The organism is Rhodovulum marinum (genome assembly GCF_004343075.1).
Lineage (GTDB): Bacteria > Pseudomonadota > Alphaproteobacteria > Rhodobacterales > Rhodobacteraceae > Rhodovulum > Rhodovulum marinum.
This window is the reverse complement of sequence record NZ_SLXP01000010.1, coordinates 31,659-48,636: the sequence shown is the minus strand read 5'-3', so window position 1 is coordinate 48,636 and position 16,978 is coordinate 31,659. Positions and strand designations below refer to the sequence as shown.

Here is a 16,978-nt window from a genome sequence, read left to right as displayed (position 1 = left end):
GATGGCACTGGGCTGGTGCACGCCAAGGCTCTTTGGGTCAAGAAAAAGAGCGTTCGGGTCCTCTTGCCGTGATGATCGACGCCAGGGCGTCCAAGTGAGGTCGCGTGACGCGGTCAGTTCCTAGCCTTTGAACACGCGGCTGGGGTGCAACTCTCCGGCCTTGTAGATGCCAACGGCGACCGCCTCGCCGTCGAGCGACGCCCAGGCCTCGTCGCCGTATTCCGCGTCGGATGTCAGCACTATCCCCGGGTTGCCGTTGCGCATCCGCGTCGCGCCCTCGGGCGTGGTGCGCAGTTCGGGCAGATCGGCAAGCCCTTCTTCCAGCGGGCGGAGGTAATCGTCGAGTTCGGGCGTTTTCGCAAGTTCCTCGACCAGGTCCATCGTCACGCCGTCCTCGGCATCGAACGGCCCCGACCAGACCCGGCGCAGTTCGGTCACATGGCCCAGGCAGCCGAGAACCCGGCCAAGATCGCGGGCGATCGAGCGGACATAGCCGCCCTTGCCGCAGACCATTTCCAGTTCGACATGGTCGGGGTCGGGCCGCGCGACCATTTCCAGGCTTTCGACGTAAAGCGGGCGTGGCGCGATCTCGACCTCTTCGCCGGCACGGGCCAGGGCATAGGCGCGTTCGCCGTCGATCTTGACGGCCGAGAACCGGGGCGGCACCTGCTCGATATCGCCGATGAACCGCAGCAGGGCGGCGGCGATCTCGGCATCCGAGGGCCGCGCGTCCGAGGTTTCGATCACTTCGCCTTCGGCGTCGTCGGTGTTGGTCGCCACGCCCAGCCGCACGGTGAAACGATAGGCCTTCAACGCGTCGGTGATGTAGGGCACGGTCTTGGTCGCCTCGCCCAGGGCGATGGCCAGCACGCCGGTCGCCGCGGGGTCCAGCGTGCCCGCATGCCCTGCCTTTTGCGCGCCGAAGGCCCAGCGCACCTTGTTCACGACGGCGTTCGAGGTGATGCCTGCGGGCTTGTCGACGACGAGCCAGCCCGAAATATCGCGTCCCTTGCGGCGGCGTCCCACGCGTGCGCTCCTTGCTTGCTACGAAACCCGCCTGCTAACGAAGCCGGCCCGGCGCGTCAACGCGGCGCGTCCGCGACCGCTCCGACGATCGGCCCCATCGGCAGGCCGATATCCGACCGACCGAGGTCCGGCGCGTACAGCCTGGAAACCTTGCCGTCCAGGTAAAGGGCGTTCGGGGTGTCCAGCACGTCCCGGAACAGCCGGGCGAATTCATGAAAGGTGACGGGCCGGTCGGAAATCGCGAAAACGGCGGCGCCATCTGCCCGCACGCCGACCCCGTTGCGGACAAAGCGCGAGTCGCTGTCCGGCAGAAAACGGGGGTGCAGATCGCCGTCGATCACCAGCATCGGGCCGGACTGCGTGGCGTGGCGGCAGGCGGGCGGATCGGCCAGGTAGGTGCGGGTTTCGATCACCGAGGCCGAGTCGGCCATCAGGCAGAGTACACCGTTGGGCAGCATGCCGAAATTCCCCGGCCCGGCCGAGGCGATGGCCGGCGCCCGTTCCTGCCCATCCTCTATGTAAAGGCCGACCGGCGCACGGTCGGCGTGGTACATGCCCCCGTTCATGGCGAAGACCAGCGACTTGCCCTCAGCCTCCAGCATGGCGTCGACCCGGGCGAAACTGCCCAGGATGCCGCCGTCGGCGGCGCGGTGAAACAGCCGCAGTTCGGTTTGGGCGGGATCGACGTCGCACACGACATAGCCGCGGCCTTCGTGGTCGATGTGATTGCACCCCGCGGACGCCACACCGGGCAGGGTCAGAAGCGCCCCGAAAACGGCAATCGCGGCGCTAGCCCTCATCGGCGTCGGGATCGGGGGCGGCCAGGTCGCGGCGGACGTTCTCTTGCGACAGCAGCCGGCGGGTTTCGTCCATCCGGTCGAATGTCTCGTCCAGCGCGAAGCGCAGTTCGGGCGAGAATTTCAGGTCGATCTTTTTCGACACCGCCCGGCGCAATTCACCGCGGTTGCGGCGCAGCGCGGCCAACGCCGCCTCGGCATCGCGTCCGCCAAGCGGAAGCACGAAGGCAGTGGCGACCTTCAGATCGGGCGAGGTTCGCACTTCGCCCACCGTGATCGACATCGCGTTCAATTCCGGGTCATGGACATCGCCGCGCGACAGAACCTCGGACAGCGTGCGGCGGATCAGTTCGCCCACGCGAAGCTGTCTCTGGGAAGGGGCGGAGGATCTGGACATGCGCCCCATCTAGGCGAAGCCGGGCGCTTTGCCAAGCGGGCGAAGAGCGGCTACATCGGGGCGAACATTGCAAAGGAGGGCGAAATGGCGAACCTGCCGGGCATCGTGATCATGGGCGCATCGGGGCGGATGGGCCAGATGCTTATCCACACCGTGCTGCAAAGCGAGCAGGCGCGCCTGGTGGGCTGCGTCGAGCGCCCAGGCCATCCCTGGGTTGGCCGCGACGTGGGCGAGGCGATGGGCGGGCCGCATATGGGGCTTGCCGTGACCGACGATGCCATAGACGTGATCGCGCAGGCGCAGGCGGTGATCGACTTCACCTCGCCCGAGGCCACGGTCGCGACCGCCACGCTGACCGCGCAGGCCCGCGCGGTCCACGTGATCGGGACGACGGGGTTCAGCCACGAACACCTGCAAAAGATCAAGGCCGCGGCCCGCCACGCGGTGGTCGTGCGCGCGGGCAACATGAGCCTGGGCGTGAACCTGCTGATGCAACTGACGCGCAAGGTCGCCGCGGCGCTGGACGAGGAGTTCGACATCGAGGTGGTCGAGGCGCATCACCGCCACAAGGTCGACGCGCCGTCGGGCACCGCGCTGATGCTGGGCCAGGCCGCGGCCGAGGGGCGCGGTGTCGCGCTGGACGAGGTATCGGAACGGGGGCGCGACGGGATCACCGGCGAACGCGGCCGGGGTGCGATCGGGTTCTCGGCGATTCGGGGCGGCGACGTGGTCGGCGAACACGACGTGATCTTTGCCGGGCTGGGCGAACGGATCGTGCTGCGCCACATCGCGACGGACAGGGCGATCTTCGCCCGCGGCGCGCTGAAGGCCGCGCTTTGGGGCCAGGATCGCAAGCCCGGCGAATACGACATGCTGGACGTGCTGGGCCTGTAGCGCGGGGCGCGGGGAAAACGCTGGACGATTCATCCAATCGCAATAGTTCCGCGTAAGATTGCTGACACGAGCCTGTCAGAACGACACCGGAGATTTGCGATGTATCGCATACCCGTTCTCGCCGCCGCGGTCATTTCGACTCTGGCCGCAGCCCCCGCCGCCGCCGAGGGATTCCGCACGGTCGAAAGCCGCTCGGTCTTCCTGAGCCTCGTGGACGGCAAAAAGCTCAAGCGCCTTGGAATCAACCTTGCAGTGACGCCCGGCGGTGAAATCCGCGGTCAGGCTTTCGGCAAGCGCGTCAGCGGGGCATGGCGCTGGGACGGCAGGTATTTCTGCCGCGACCTCTATTTCGGAAACGAAGATCTCGGCCCGAACTGCCAGCTGGTGCAGGTCAAGGGCAGCACCGTGCGGTTCATCGCCGACAGGGGGGCCGGGCGATCCGCTGACTTGCGGATGGAATGACGGCCTCGAACGGGCCGCGGAATACGCTCGCTCACGCGTAGATGCGCCTCGTCCGCCTGAACCGGTGGGCGGGGCGCTTTTGCTTGGCCGGGGTCAGAAATCGACCGCGATTCCCTTCTTTTCCCAATCGCCATAGCGCACGGGTTCCGGTCCGTCACGGCCACCCAGTTCCGGCGGCAGCTCCAGCGCCTTGGCGGCCTTGCGCCGTTCCTCGGCTTCCTGAAGTGCGCGGATCGCTTCGGGGGGCAGGTCTTTGCGGTCGGTCTCGCTCATCGCAGGGGCTCCTTGCCGGTTCGTGCCGGGTGATATACCCGGGCCGCGTCAAGGGGCAAGCGGGACAGCGCCATGAGCCGGAACGAAGATACCCCCCGGGCCGCCGCCCTGCGGCTGTTGACCGGGGTGCTGGACGAGGGCCGGACGGTCGCCGAACTGTCGGGACCCGAGGGGCCGATGGGCGTGCTGGATCCGGCCGGGCGGGCGCGCGCGCAGCGGCTGGCGCTGGCGACGCTGCGCCATCTGGGTGCGGCGGATGCGATCCTGAAACCCCACCTGCGCAAGGCGCCGCCGCCAGCCGTGCGCGCGATCCTGCGCCTTGCGACGGTCGAGATGCTGCAAGAGGGGGCCGCGCCCCATGGCGTGGTGAACGCCGCCGTGACGATGGCCCGCGACGGGCGCGGCACCAAGGCGATGGCGGGGCTTGTCAACGCGGTGCTGCGCAAGGTCGCCGAGACGCCGCAACATGCATGGAAGGCGCAGGGGCCGCAACGGCTGCCCGGTTGGCTGCGCGGGCGGCTGGACAGTGCCTGCGGGCGCGCGGCGGTGACGGGGATCGAGGCGGCGCATGCCGCGGGCGCGCCGCTGGACCTGACGCCGAAGGATGGCGATGCCGTCGCGCTGGCCGCGCGTGTCGGGGGCGTGGCCTTGCCCACCGGGTCGGTCCGGGTGACCGGGCCGGTGCAGGTTTCGGCGCTGCCGGGATACGAGGCAGGTGACTGGTGGGTGCAGGACGCCGCCGCGGCTTTGCCCGCGAAACTGCTGGCGCCGCGGCCGGGTCTGCGGGTGTTCGACCTGTGCGCCGCGCCGGGCGGCAAGACGCTGCAACTGGCCGCCGCGGGGGCCGAGGTGACCGCCGTCGACATCTCCGAGGCGCGGATGGCGCGGGTGGAGGAGAACCTCGCGCGCACCGACCTGTCGGCCGAACTGATCGTGGCGGATGTGCTGGACTGGGCCCCGTCCACGCCCGCCGAGGCGATCCTGCTGGACGCGCCCTGTTCGGCGACCGGCACGGTGCGCCGCCACCCCGACCTGCCCTTTGCCAAGGATGCGGCGGGGATCAAGCCGCTGTTCGAGCTGCAGGCGCGGTTGATCGACCGGGCGCTGGCGATGCTCGGGCCGGGCGGGCGGCTGGTCTATTGCACCTGTTCGCTGTTGCCCGAGGAGGGCGAGGCGCAAACCGCCGCCGCGCTGGATCGGCACGCGGACCTCTCCGCGATCCCCGCCGAGGCGCCCTGGATCGAACCGGGCTGGCGCACGGACCACGGCGCGCTGCGCCTGCGCCCCGATTTCTGGGCCGACCGCGGTGGGATCGACGGCTTTTACATCGCGGTTCTGGGCAAAACCGGCTAGGCGGGGTATTCGCCGGTGACAGGGGGAAACCCCGCCGGTATTGTCCGCCCGCTGGCATCGAGGCCCCAGAGCAGACCCTAACCCATGGCAGGCGCCTTGCAGAGCGATCAACCGCACAGACGGCGCGGCGACGCGATGAACCGCATCCACGCGCGGCTGGCGACGCTTGCGCGTCCGGCCTCGGGGATCGTTTCGCAGCCCGAACCGCGCTCGATCGGCAGCTTCGCCCGCGGGCGGCAGCTTTGCGCAGGGAATTTCCTGTTCGGAGGTGCTCAGGTCGAGGCGCCGGGCGTCGCCATCTGGGAGCTCGACATGCCCGGCCCGCGCTTCGAGGAGGAGGCGCACGGGTTCACCTGGCTGGACGACCTGGCCGCGGCGGGCGACGGCGCGGCGCGGACGCGCGCGCAGGGCTGGACGTTGGCGTGGGTCGACCGGTTCGGCCGCGGCCGCGGCCCTGGCTGGACGCCCGATCTGACCGCGCGGCGGTTGATCCGCTGGCTGCACCATGCGCTGATGCTGCTGAACGGGCTGGAGCGTGCGCAGTCCGATGCGATCTTCCGTTCGCTGGCGCAGCAGACGGCATTCCTTGGCCGTCGCTGGAAAAGCGCCCCACCGGGCCTGCCCCGGTTCGAGGCGCTGACCGGTCTGATCTATGCCGGGGTGTCGCTGAACGGGATGGCCCGGCACCTGGCGCCCGCGCTCAAGGCGTTGGAACGGGAATGCGACCGCGAGATCGACCAGGGGGGCGGGCTGCCGACCCGAAACCCCGAGGAACTGCTTTCCGTATTCACGCTGCTGACCTGGGCCGAGGCCGCGCTGGCCGATGCCGGGCAGGAACCGGCCGCCGCGCATCGCGCCGCGATCCAGCGCATCGCGCCGACGCTCAGGGCGCTGCGCCATGCCGACGGCGCGTTGGCGCGGTTCCATGGCGGCGGGCGTGGCCCCGAGGGGCGGCTGGACCAGGCGCTTGCGGAATCGGGGGTCAAGGCGCGCCCGGTGCGCGGCTTGGCCATGGGGTTCGCCCGGCTCGCCTCGGGGCGGACCACGGTGATCGTGGATGCCGGCCCGCCGCCCGCGCCCGCCGTTTCGCAGAACGCGCATGCCTCGACACTGGCCTTCGAACTGACCTCGGGGCGGCGGCCGGTGATCGTCAATTGTGGCGCGGGGACCAGTTTCGGACCCGAATGGCGCCGGGCCGGGCGGGCCACGCAATCGCATTCGACGCTGGCGATCCGGGGATTTTCCTCGTCACGCTTCGCGCCCCGGCGCAAGGGCGGGACCCCCGCGTTGCTCACCGAGGTGCCTAAATCCGTCGAATCGCGCACGGAATCGGGTTTGGCGGGGCACAGCCTGACCGCCTGGCATGACGGCTATGGGCCGACGCACGGCCTGACCCATGTTCGGCAATTGATGCTGGCCTATGACGGGCGCGCGCTGTCGGGCGAGGACACGCTGGCCGCCTTTACCGACGAAGAACGCGCGGTCTTCGACAAGACGATGGAACGAACCGCGCTGCAAGGCGTCGGTTACGACATCCGGTTCCACATCCACCCCGATGTCGACGCCGAAATCGACATGGGCGGGGCGGCGGTGTCGCTGGCGCTGAAAAGCGGCGAGATCTGGGTGTTCCGCCATGACGGGGCGGCCGAGATGGACCTGGCCCCCAGCGTCTATCTTGAAAACGGCCGGGTGAAGCCACGCGCGACGAAACAAATCGTTCTATCCGCCCGCGTGATGGATTATGCGAGCCTCATCACATGGACCCTGGCCAAGGCCCAGGACACGCCGCGCGCGCCGCGCGACCTCGAACCAGAGGACGAACAGGCGCCGTGGGTGCTGCCCTGGACCCGGCGGGACCGCCCTGAACACGAAGGATGATCCCATGACCGATCTCGTGCCCCTGCGCCGCGCCCTGATTTCCGTGTCAGACAAGGAGGGCCTTGTCGATCTGGGCCGGGCACTGGCCGCGCGCGGGGTCGAACTGTTGTCCACCGGCGGGACCGCGCGCGCGCTGCGCGAGGCGGGGCTGGGCGTCGTCGACGTGGCCGACGTGACCGGGTTCCCCGAGATGATGGACGGGCGGGTCAAGACGTTGCACCCGATGGTGCATGGCGGGCTGCTGGCGCTGCGGGACAATCCCGACCACGTCGCCGCGATGGAAACGCACGGAATCGGGGCGATCGACCTTCTTGTGGTGAACCTTTACCCGTTCGAGGAAACGGTGGCCGCGGGCGCCGGGTATGACGACTGCATCGAGAATATCGACATTGGCGGCCCGGCGATGATCCGTGCCGCGGCCAAGAACCATGCCTTCGTGAACGTGGTCGTCGACACCGAGGATTACGCCGCGCTTCTGGTCGAACTGGAAAAGAACGACGGCGCGACGTCGCTTGCCTTCCGGCGGGGGCTGGCGCAGCGCGCCTATGCGCGCACCGCGGCCTACGACGCGGCGGTCTCCACCTGGATGGCCGGCGCGCTGGGCGACACCGCGCCGCGGCGCCGCGCCTTCGCCGGGACGCTGGCCCAGACGCTCCGCTATGGCGAAAACCCGCACCAGGCCGCGGCCTTCTACGTCGACGGCTCCGACCGGCCCGGCGTGGCGACGGCGAAGCAATGGCAGGGCAAGGAGCTGTCCTACAACAACATCAACGATACCGACGCCGCGTTTGAACTGGTGTCGGAATTCCTGCCCGCCGACGGCCCGGCCTGCGCGATCATCAAGCACGCCAACCCCTGCGGCGTGGCCCGCGGCGAGACGCTGGAGGCGGCCTATCGGCGCGCGTTCGACTGCGACCAGACCTCGGCCTTCGGGGGGATCGTGGCACTGAACATGAAGCTGGACGCGCCGACCGCGGCGGCGATCTGCGAGATCTTCACCGAGGTGGTGATCGCGCCCGCCGCCGACGATGCGGCCAAGGAAATCTTCGCCGCCAAGAAGAACCTGCGCCTTCTGACCACCGGCGGGCTGGCGAACCCGGCCGAACCCGGGCTGGCGGTCCGCCAGGTCTCGGGCGGGTTCCTGGTGCAGGATCGTGACAACGGCCGGCTGCGGCGCGACGACCTGAAGGTAGTGACGAAGCGCGCCCCCTCTGACGCCGAGATCGCCGACATGATGTTCGCCTGGACCGTCGCCAAGCATGTCAAGTCGAACGCCATCGTCTATGTGCAGGACGGCGCGACCGTGGGCGTCGGCGCGGGCCAGATGAGCCGGGTCGATTCCACCCGGATCGCCGCGCGCAAGTCGATGGACATGGCCGAGGTGCTGGGCCTTCCCGCGCCGCTGACCAAGGGCTCGGTCGTGGCCTCGGATGCGTTCTTCCCCTTTGCCGACGGGTTGCTGGCCGCGGCCGAGGCGGGCGCCACGGCGGTGATCCAGCCCGGTGGCAGCATGCGCGACGACGAGGTGATCGCCGCCGCCGACGAGGCGGGGCTGGCCATGGTGTTCACCGGCATGCGCCACTTCCGCCACTAGCGCATGCGTCTGTTCGGGATCACCGCGCTCCTGGTCTTCGCGCTGGACCAGGCGTCGAAGCTTTACATCGTGCAGGGGCTTGGCCTGGCCGAGCGTCTTCGGCTGGATGTCTGGCCGCCCTATCTGAACCTGCGCATGGCGTGGAACCGGGGTGTCAATTTCGGGCTGTTGTCGAACGATACCGATCTTGGGCGCTGGATCCTGATCGGGGTCGCACTTGCGATCTCGGCCGGGGTCACGGTTTGGCTGATGCGGGGGGCGCACCGGCCGGTGGCACTGGTCGCGGGGGGGCTGTTGGTGGGCGGCGCGCTGGGCAATGTCGTCGACCGGCTGGTTTACGGCGCGGTGGCGGATTTCCTGAACATGTCCTGCTGTGGCATCGACAACCCCTATGCGTTCAACGTGGCCGATATCGCGATCTTCGCGGGCGCGTTGGGCCTGGTGGCCTTCACCGGGCGCGAGAACACCCCGTGACGGCGCCCAAGCCATGCGCTAAAGAGGGCGGGACCGGACGGAGGACGAAGGCGATGCGATCCGCGCGGATACTGGTTCTTGGGGTTGCGGTGGCCGCCACGCTGGCCGGCTGCAGCCGCGACAAGACGCCGGAACTGATGAACCTGCGGTCGCAAAACCGCGGGCCGGACGAGTTCGCGGTCTTGCCCGGCAAGCCGCTGGAAATGCCCGAGGACCTGGCGCAGCTGCCCCCGCCCACGCCGGGCGCTGCTTCGCGCACCGATCCCACCCCCGAGGCCGACGCGATCGCCGCGCTGGGCGGGAACGCGGCGCGCGCGGGCGCGGGCGACCGCGGGCTGATGGCCCATGTGACGCGCTTCGGCGTCAGCCCGACGATCCGCCAGACGCTGGCCGCCGAAGACCTGGAATATCGCCGCCAGAACGATGGCCGGCTTCTGGAACGCTGGTTCAACGTGAACGTCTATTTCAAGGCGTATCGCAAACAGTCGCTCGACCAGCACGCCGAGCTGGAGCGTTGGCGCCGCGCGGGGGCGCGTAACGTGGGCGCCCCGCCCGAGGGTATCGAGTAACTTTTCCGCCCTCACATCTCCGTGGCGGCTGCTTGAAAAAGCTCGGTTCTGGCGTAGCTTGATCGGGACCGGCCCCGGTAAGGAGATGTCCCGATGCGCCCGATCCGCCTCGCGCTTGCCGCCCTGATGATGCTGGCCTTGCCGGCCCGGGCGGAAACCGTCACGGGATTCACCCTGGACAACGGGCTGGACGTCGTGGTGATCGAGGATCATCGCGCCCCCGTCGTGGTGCACATGGTCTGGTACCGCGTGGGCGCCGCGGACGAACCGCCCGGCAAGTCGGGGATCGCGCATTTCCTGGAACACCTGATGTTCAAGGGCACCGACGACCTGGGCCCGGGCGAGTTTTCCGCCATCGTGCAGGCCAACGGGGGGTCGGACAACGCGTTCACCTCGTGGGATTACACCGCCTATTTCCAGCGTGTCGCCGCCGACCGGCTGGGTCTGATGATGCAGATCGAGGCCGACCGGATGACCGACCTGCGGCTGGCCGAGGAAGACGTCGCGACCGAGCGCTCGGTCATCCTCGAGGAGCGCAACCAGCGCACCGAGAACGACCCGGGCGCGCTGTTTTCCGAACAGCGCCGCGCGGCGCAATATATGAATCACCCGTATGGCATCCCGATCATCGGCTGGAAGTCAGAGATCGAGCGACTGAACAAGGCCGACGCGCTGGCCTATTACGAAACCTTCTATGCCCCCAACAATGCGATCCTTGTGGTGGCGGGCGACGTGGATCCCGACGCGGTACGTGCCCTTGCCGAAAAGCATTACGGCCCGCTTGCCCCGTCCCAGGCCCTGCCCGAGCGGACCCGCCCGCAAGAGCCGCCGCAACTGGCCGAACGGCGTCTGAAATTCGCCGATCCGCGGGTCGCCCAGCCTTACGTCCTGCGCACCTACCTGGCGCCAGAGCGCGACCCGGGCGATCAGGAAACCGCCGCGGCGCTGACCTACCTGGCCGAGATCCTGGGCGGCGAGGGCGCGAATTCGGTGCTGGGCGACAAGCTTCAATTCGATGCGCAAACGGCGATCTATACCGCGGCCTTCTATGACGGGCTTTCGATCGACGACACGACCTTCGGGTTCGTCGTGGTGCCCGCCCCGGGCGTGACGCTCGCCGAGGCCGAGGCGGCGCTCGACTCAGCGCTGGCCGAGTTCCTGGCCGAGGGTGTCGACCCTGACCTGTTCGCCACGATCAAGGCGCAGATGCACGCCTCGGAAATCTATGCACGTGACAGCGTGCAGGGGTTGGCCCGGCGCTATGGCGCGGCGCTGGCCTCGGGGCTGTCGGTCGCGGATGTGCAGGCCTGGCCCGAACTGCTGCAGGCGGTCACGCCCGAGGACGTGATGACCGCCGCGCGCGACGTGCTGGACCGCAACCGCGCGGTGACCGGCTGGCTGGAACGGCCCGCGGACGACCGGGCGGAGGTGACGCAATGAGCATGATCCGGCTGATCGCCACCGTCGGTCTGGCGCTTTGGCTGGCGTTGCCCGCGCGCGCCGCCGTCGACATCCAGGAGGTGACCTCGCCCGGCGGAATCGACGCCTGGCTGGTGGAAAGCCACGAGATTCCCTTCGTCGCGCTGGAAATCCGTTTTCGCGGCGGGGCAAGCCTGGACGCACCGGGCAAGCGTGGCGCGGTCAACCTGATGACCGCACTTCTGGAGGAAGGCTCGGGCGAGATGGACGCACGTGCCTTCGTGCGGGCGCGCGACGCGTTGGCGGCATCGTTCCGGTTCAGCGCGGGTCAGGATTCGCTGTCGCTCTCGGCCCGGATGCTGAGCGAGAACCGCGACGAGGCCGTGGCCCTGTTGCGCCAGGCGCTGCACGCGCCCCGCTTTGACGCAGACGCGATCGAGCGGGTGCGCAGCCAGGTGATCTCGTCGATCCGGTCGGACGCCAAGGACCCGAACGCCATCGCCGGGCAAACCTTCGACCGGCTGGCCTTTGGTGCGCATCCCTATGCCAGCCCGATCGACGGCACCGAGGACAGCGTGACCGCCCTAACGCGCGCCGACCTTCTCGATGCCCATGCCCGCGTGGTCGCGCGTGACCGGCTCTATGTCGCGGCGGTTGGCGACATCACCGCCGAGGAACTGGGCGCGCTGCTGGACCGGCTGTTCGACGGCCTGCCAGAGACCGGCGCGCCGCTGCCCGAGCAAGCCCCGTACGTACTGGGTGGTGGAATCACCGTCGTGCCCTTCGACACGCCGCAATCGGTCGCGGTGTTCGGCCATCGGGGGATGGAACGTGACGATCCCGATTTCTTCGCCGCCTACGTGATGAACGAAGTGCTGGGCGCGGGCGGGTTCGAATCCCGCCTGATGAAGGAGGTGCGGGTCAAGCGCGGCCTGACCTATGGCGTCTATTCCTATCTTTACCCGATGGATTACGCCGCGCTGATGCTGGGCCAGGTCGCCTCGGGCAACGAGAACATCGCCGAGGCGATCGCGGTGATCCGCGCCGAATGGGCGAAGATGGCCGAAAGCGGCGTGACCGAGCAGGAACTGGAGGATGTCAAGACCTACCTGACCGGGGCCTATCCCCTGCGCTTCGATGGGAACGCCCCCATCGCGCGCATCCTGGTCGGCATGCAGATGGAGGGGCTGAGCCCCGGTTACGTGAACACCCGCAACGACCAGATCATGGCGGTGACGCTGGAGGATGTGCGGCGCGTGGCGGGTAAGCTGTTGCAGCCGGACCAGTTGCATTTCGTGGTCGTCGGGCGCCCCGAGGGGCTGGAAACCACCAACTGATCCCGGTGGCAGAATCGGGGTGGGCGTGCTAACCCTTGTGGTATGAACTCGCCCAGCCCCAACATAAGCGCCGATTTTCCCCGAATTCGTCAGCTTGACGAAGCTGCGATCAACCGGATCGCGGCGGGCGAGGTGGTTGAACGGCCGGCCTCGGCGGTCAAGGAACTGGTGGAAAACGCGCTGGACGCGGGCGCGCGCCGGATCGAGGTGGCCATCGCCCATGGCGGCAAGACGCTGATCCGCGTAACCGATGACGGGCACGGCATCGCGCCCGGCGACCTGCCGCTTGCGCTGGCCCGGCACGCCACGTCCAAGATCGACGGGTCTGACCTTCTGAACATCGCAAGCTTCGGCTTTCGTGGCGAGGCGCTGCCGTCGCTGGGGGCCGTCGGGCGGCTGATGATCACCTCGCGCGCACCGGGCGCCGAGGCCGCCCGGATCGAAGTTTCTGGCGGGCGGATGGGGCCGGTCACGCCCGCGGCGCTGACCCGCGGCACGGTGGTGGAATTGCGCGACCTGTTCTTTGCCACGCCGGCGCGGCTGAAATTCCTGCGCACCGACCGGGCCGAGGGCCAGGCGATCTCCGACGTGGTCAAGCGGCTGGCGATGGCCGAGCCCTTCGTGGGGTTCGTGCTGCGCGACATGTCCGAGGGTGGCGAGGGGCGCGTATCCTTTCGCGCCGATGCGGAATCGGGCGATCTGTTCGACGCGATGCGCGGGCGGCTGGCACGGGTGCTGGGCGCCGATTTCGCCGAGAACGCGCTGAGGATCGACGCGGAGCGTGAGGGCGTGTCGCTTGTGGGATACGCCGCCTTGCCGACCTATTCGCGCGGCTCGGCGGTGGCGCAATACCTTTTCGTGAACGGCCGTCCGGTGCGGGACAAGCTGCTGATCGGCGCGTTGCGCGGCGCCTATATGGATTTCCTCAGCCGTGACCGGCATCCCGCCGCCGCGCTGTTTTTGGAATGCGACCCGCATTTCGTTGACGTGAACGTGCACCCCGCCAAGGCCGAGGTGCGGTTCCGCGAACCGGGGCTGGTGCGCGGATTGATCGTGTCGGCCCTGCGCCATGCCCTGGCCGAGGCGGGGCACCGGGCCTCGACGACCGTGGCCGGGGCGACGCTTGGCGCGATGCGGCCCGAACCGCCGGGCGCGACCCGCGTCTACCAGATGGACCGCCCCTCGCCGGGGGCGCTGACGGTGGCCCATGCCGCCCAGGCCCCGGCGCCGTTGGCGCCGGGCTTTGCCGAGCCCACGGCGCGGTTCGAGGACGCCGAACCGGCGGTCGGGACAGAGTCGTTGCCGCTGGGCGCGGCGCGCGCGCAGATCCATGAAAACTACATCATCGCCCAGACCGAAACAGGCCTCGTGATCGTCGATCAGCACGCGGCCCATGAACGGCTGGTCTATGAAAAGCTGAAACGCCAGATGGCCGAAAACGGCGTCGCGGCGCAGGCGCTTCTGATCCCCGAAATCGTTGATCTGTCCGACGCCGATGTCGCCCGGCTGATCGATCATGCCGACACGCTGGCCCGCCTGGGTCTGACCGTCGAACCGTTCGGCCCGGGCGCCGTCGCGGTGCGCGAAACGCCGGCGGTGCTGGGCGAGGTGAACGCAGGCGCGCTCGTCCGTGACATCCTGGATGAACTGGGCGATCTGGGGGACAGCCAGACGCTGCAAGCGCGGATCGAGGCGATCCTGTCGAGGGTGGCTTGCCACGGCTCGATCCGCTCGGGCCGCAGGATGCGGGCCGACGAGATGAACGCGCTGTTGCGCGAGATGGAGGCGACACCCCATTCCGGCCAGTGCAACCATGGCAGGCCCACCTATGTGGAGTTGAAGCTGTCGGATATCGAAAGGCTGTTCGGGCGGCGATGATCACGATGTTCGGACAGACATACGCCTATGACGACCCGCTGGTGATCGCCGGGGCGGTGGCGGCGGCGCTGGTCCTGCTGGTGCTGACGCTCTTGATCTTGGCCGTGCGCCGGGCCGGGCGCTCGGCCGCGCTGGCCGAACCGCTGATCTACCAGATGGACCAGTTGGCCCGCCGGGTCGAGGCGCTGGGCGAGGGGCAGCACCGGCTGGCGGGCGGGCTGACCCATGTGTCCGAGGCGCAGGCGGCGAGCCAGACCAACATGCTGCGCCTGATGGAGGCCCGGTTGGCGCAGGTCAGCGAGCAGATGACCCAGAACCTGGAAGGCACATCGCGGCGCACGGCGCATTCGCTGGGCGAGTTGCAGCAGCGCCTGGCCACGATCGACAAGGCGCAGGCCAATATCGAGAAACTGTCGGGCGACGTGCTGTCCCTGCAGGACATCCTGTCGAACAAGCAGACCCGCGGCGCCTTCGGGGAAATCCAGCTGCATGATATCGTCGGCAAGGCGCTGCCGAAGGACAGCTACGCGATGCAGGTGACGCTGTCGAACGGCAAGCGGGCCGATTGCCTGATCCACCTGCCGAACCCGCCCGGGCCCATCGTGATCGACTCGAAATTCCCGCTGGAGGCCTACGAGGCCTTGCGGCGTGCGGATACCCAATGGGAGGCGAACGAGGCCGCCAAGCAGCTGAAAACCTCGGTCCGCGCCCATATCAAGGCGATCTCCGAAAAATACATCCTGGAGGGCGAAACGGCTGACGGGGCGCTGATGTTCCTGCCGTCCGAGGCGGTCTATGCGGAACTCCACGCCAATTTCCCCGAACTGGTGCGCGAGGGGTTCGAGGCGCGGGTCTGGATCGTGTCGCCGACGACCTGCATGGCCACGCTGAACACCATGCGCGCGATCCTGAAGGACGCGCGGATGCGCGAACAGGCGGGCGCGATCCGCAAGACGCTGAAACAGCTGCACCGGGACGTCGAACTGGTGGTGGAACGGGTGGACAAGCTGAACACCCATTTCGGACAGGCGCGCGCCGACCTGGAAGGAATCGGAACCGCGGCCGAACGCGCGGGCAAGCGGGCCGCGCGGCTGGACAATTTCGATTTCGAGGAACTGGAGGTCGACGAGGGCCGGGTGGTCGCCTTGACCAAGCCCGGCGAATAGGCCTTAGATCCCGATGAAAGGTTGCGCGATGCGCGGCAGGAACCCGCTGAACTTCAGCGGCGCATCGGTCGCCACGAGACAGATGCAGTCGGGTCCGGGGGCGGCGACGGGCGTGTGTTCCATCTCTTCGTCGGCCACCTCGACGTCACCGCGCGCGAACAGGCCGTCCTCGTCCTGGAACGCGCCTTGCAGGACCATGGTCAGTTCCGTGCCCTTGTGGCCATGGTCGGGCATTGCCATGCCCGCCGGGATGTAGAGCAACCGCACCGAAGCGTCCCTCGACGTGGGCAGCACCGCCTGGCGCACCTTCCCGGCGACGGATTTCCAATGCACCGCCTCGACATCGCCCCCCACATAGTCGCGCAGCGGCTTGGGGAACAGGTGATCCACAGCGGCCCCGTCGGTCTCGATCCGCTCGTCCGCGGGCATTTCGGCAATCAGCCGCATGGTCGCGGCAAAGCTGTCTTCGGCCATCGCGCAATCGGGCGCCTCTTCCAGAACGGCACCGCCCACCGCCTCGTAACCGGCCAGCCGGGCGCGGCACTCGTCGCACAACGACACGTGGGTTGCCACCACAAGGCTGAATGCCTCGGGCAGTGTGCCTGCGGCATAGCCCATCAGCAGATCGTCGGTCAGGTGGTGTTTGATCGTTGTTGTCATGAGCATCTTCTTCATTTCATCTCGTGGCGCAGGCGTTCCAGCGCCAGGCGTATTCTCGATTTGATCGTCCCCAACGGGAGACCCGTCTCGGCGGCGATCTCGCTGTGCGAAAGTTCCCCGAAATAGGCTCTTTCGATCAGCACTCTCTGGTTCTCGGGCAGGGCGGCAAGCGCCTTGCCCAGTTGTTCGCTCTCTTGCTGCAGGGCGATGGTTTCGGACTGGTCCGGCTCGTGCTCGGGGCCCCAGGGCAAGTCCTCGGGCTCCGGGCGGCGCTGCTTTCTCAACGCGTCGATCCGGCGGTTCCGGGCGATGGTGAAAACCCAGGTCGCCACGCTCGCCCGTTCAGGGTCGAACAGCTGCGCCTTGTTCCAGACCGTCGCCATCACTTCCTGCGCACATTCCTCTGCCAGGGCCTCGTCGGCCCCCGATTTCATCAGAAACGCCTTAACGCGTGGCGCGAAATGGCCGAACAGCTCGGCGAATGCGGATTGATCCTTTTCGGACCTCACCCGCTCTACCAGCCGCACCCAACGCGCGTCGGACGTCTTTCTTTCGTTCACGACCCTCGCCTCGACTGATCGGACTGCACGTTTCTGAACGACAGGATAGGACCTGTCGCAAAACGCTGCATCCGATTCCTCGGTGGCACATGAGCCGTTCAACATGTCGGGATTACGTGCATCGGGCCCGACCGGATCACCGGTTTGCCGAAAAAATCGTCGAATTGCGTCTTTAATTCACCCCGGCAAGACCTGCGTCGCTGGACAGTACGGGGGCTGGGGCCATATCCAGACCTCGGAC

The 16,978-nt window shown here is 68.3% G+C and carries 17 protein-coding genes; 11 read left to right on the top strand and 6 right to left on the bottom strand.

All coding sequences use genetic code 11. From position 1 onward, the window contains the following. Nucleotides 1-120: 120 nt before the first annotated feature. The 3 genes from truB to rbfA are packed head-to-tail and all read right to left on the bottom strand — an operon-like array spanning nucleotide 121 to nucleotide 2,229. On the bottom strand, nucleotides 121-1,026 hold the full coding sequence (gene truB / locus EV662_RS14575) for a tRNA pseudouridine(55) synthase TruB (RefSeq protein WP_132464046.1): 906 nt from the start codon (nucleotides 1,024-1,026) through the stop codon (nucleotides 121-123). 56 nt (nucleotides 1,027-1,082) lie between these two features. Beyond that, nucleotides 1,083-1,826 carry a phosphodiester glycosidase family protein gene (locus EV662_RS14570; RefSeq protein WP_132464043.1) on the bottom strand — a complete coding sequence of 248 codons (744 nt, stop codon included), beginning with the start codon at nucleotides 1,824-1,826 and terminating at the stop codon, nucleotides 1,083-1,085. Then, nucleotides 1,816-2,229, bottom strand: a complete 414-nt coding sequence (rbfA, locus tag EV662_RS14565; protein WP_132464040.1) for a 30S ribosome-binding factor RbfA — start codon at nucleotides 2,227-2,229, stop codon at nucleotides 1,816-1,818. The genes EV662_RS14570 and rbfA overlap by 11 nt, the downstream gene beginning before the upstream one ends. Before the next feature lie 75 nt (nucleotides 2,230-2,304). On the opposite strand from rbfA, the gene dapB reads away from it, so the two are divergent. Both dapB and EV662_RS14555 read left to right on the top strand, forming a co-directional pair. Next, nucleotides 2,305-3,114 carry a 4-hydroxy-tetrahydrodipicolinate reductase gene (dapB, locus tag EV662_RS14560; protein ID WP_132464037.1) on the top strand — a complete coding sequence of 270 codons (810 nt, stop codon included), beginning with the start codon at nucleotides 2,305-2,307 and terminating at the stop codon, nucleotides 3,112-3,114. Between the two features lie 99 nt (nucleotides 3,115-3,213). Beyond that, nucleotides 3,214-3,576 carry a dihydrodipicolinate reductase gene (locus EV662_RS14555; RefSeq protein ID WP_132464035.1) on the top strand — a complete coding sequence of 121 codons (363 nt, stop codon included), beginning with the start codon at nucleotides 3,214-3,216 and terminating at the stop codon, nucleotides 3,574-3,576. Between the two features lie 93 nt (nucleotides 3,577-3,669). On the opposite strand, the gene EV662_RS14550 is transcribed toward EV662_RS14555, so the two are convergent. After that, the gene (locus EV662_RS14550) at nucleotides 3,670-3,849 is read right to left on the bottom strand and encodes a DUF1674 domain-containing protein (RefSeq protein ID WP_132464033.1); all 180 of its coding nucleotides are present in this window, start codon (nucleotides 3,847-3,849) and stop codon (nucleotides 3,670-3,672) included. 72 nt (nucleotides 3,850-3,921) lie between these two features. Here EV662_RS14550 and EV662_RS14545 point away from each other — a divergent pair, with 72 nt between their 5' ends. The 9 genes from EV662_RS14545 to EV662_RS14505 all read left to right on the top strand — a co-directional run bounded on the left by EV662_RS14545 (nucleotide 3,922) and on the right by EV662_RS14505 (nucleotide 15,517). Further along, nucleotides 3,922-5,202 carry an RsmB/NOP family class I SAM-dependent RNA methyltransferase gene (locus EV662_RS14545; protein ID WP_132464031.1) on the top strand — a complete coding sequence of 427 codons (1,281 nt, stop codon included), beginning with the start codon at nucleotides 3,922-3,924 and terminating at the stop codon, nucleotides 5,200-5,202. A gap of 135 nt (nucleotides 5,203-5,337) precedes the next feature. Beyond that, on the top strand, nucleotides 5,338-7,080 hold the full coding sequence (locus EV662_RS14540; RefSeq protein ID WP_132464029.1) for a heparinase II/III family protein: 1,743 nt from the start codon (nucleotides 5,338-5,340) through the stop codon (nucleotides 7,078-7,080). 4 nt (nucleotides 7,081-7,084) lie between these two features. Then, entirely contained in the window at nucleotides 7,085-8,674 is a 1,590-nt protein-coding gene (gene purH / locus EV662_RS14535; protein WP_132464027.1) for a bifunctional phosphoribosylaminoimidazolecarboxamide formyltransferase/IMP cyclohydrolase, read from the top strand. A gap of 3 nt (nucleotides 8,675-8,677) precedes the next feature. Further along, a complete protein-coding gene (gene lspA / locus EV662_RS14530) occupies nucleotides 8,678-9,148 on the top strand; it encodes a signal peptidase II (protein ID WP_132464025.1) in 471 nt (156 codons plus the stop codon). 53 nt (nucleotides 9,149-9,201) lie between these two features. Next, nucleotides 9,202-9,717, top strand: coding sequence for a DUF3035 domain-containing protein (locus EV662_RS14525; protein ID WP_132464023.1), 516 nt, complete (start codon nucleotides 9,202-9,204; stop codon nucleotides 9,715-9,717). Nucleotides 9,718-9,810: 93 nt separating this feature from the next. Next, nucleotides 9,811-11,157: a M16 family metallopeptidase gene (locus EV662_RS14520; protein WP_132464020.1), complete on the top strand. Its 1,347-nt coding sequence runs from the start codon at nucleotides 9,811-9,813 to the stop codon at nucleotides 11,155-11,157. Continuing rightward, complete coding sequence (locus tag EV662_RS14515; protein ID WP_425057040.1) at nucleotides 11,154-12,473, top strand: M16 family metallopeptidase; 1,320 nt, start codon at nucleotides 11,154-11,156, stop codon at nucleotides 12,471-12,473. Before EV662_RS14520 ends, EV662_RS14515 begins: the two co-directional genes overlap by 4 nt. A gap of 42 nt (nucleotides 12,474-12,515) precedes the next feature. Then, nucleotides 12,516-14,351 (top strand): DNA mismatch repair endonuclease MutL, encoded by a 1,836-nt coding sequence (mutL, locus tag EV662_RS14510; protein ID WP_132464017.1) that lies wholly within the window; start codon nucleotides 12,516-12,518, stop codon nucleotides 14,349-14,351. Beyond that, entirely contained in the window at nucleotides 14,348-15,517 is a 1,170-nt protein-coding gene (locus EV662_RS14505) for a DNA recombination protein RmuC (RefSeq protein WP_132464014.1), read from the top strand. Before mutL ends, EV662_RS14505 begins: the two co-directional genes overlap by 4 nt. A gap of 3 nt (nucleotides 15,518-15,520) precedes the next feature. On the opposite strand, the gene EV662_RS14500 is transcribed toward EV662_RS14505, so the two are convergent. Next, nucleotides 15,521-16,177 (bottom strand): ChrR family anti-sigma-E factor, encoded by a 657-nt coding sequence (locus tag EV662_RS14500; protein WP_132464011.1) that lies wholly within the window; start codon nucleotides 16,175-16,177, stop codon nucleotides 15,521-15,523. An 11-nt stretch (nucleotides 16,178-16,188) separates the two neighbouring features. Beyond that, entirely contained in the window at nucleotides 16,189-16,842 is a 654-nt protein-coding gene (locus EV662_RS14495; protein WP_132464008.1) for a sigma-70 family RNA polymerase sigma factor, read from the bottom strand. Nucleotides 16,843-16,978: the final 136 nt, after the last annotated feature.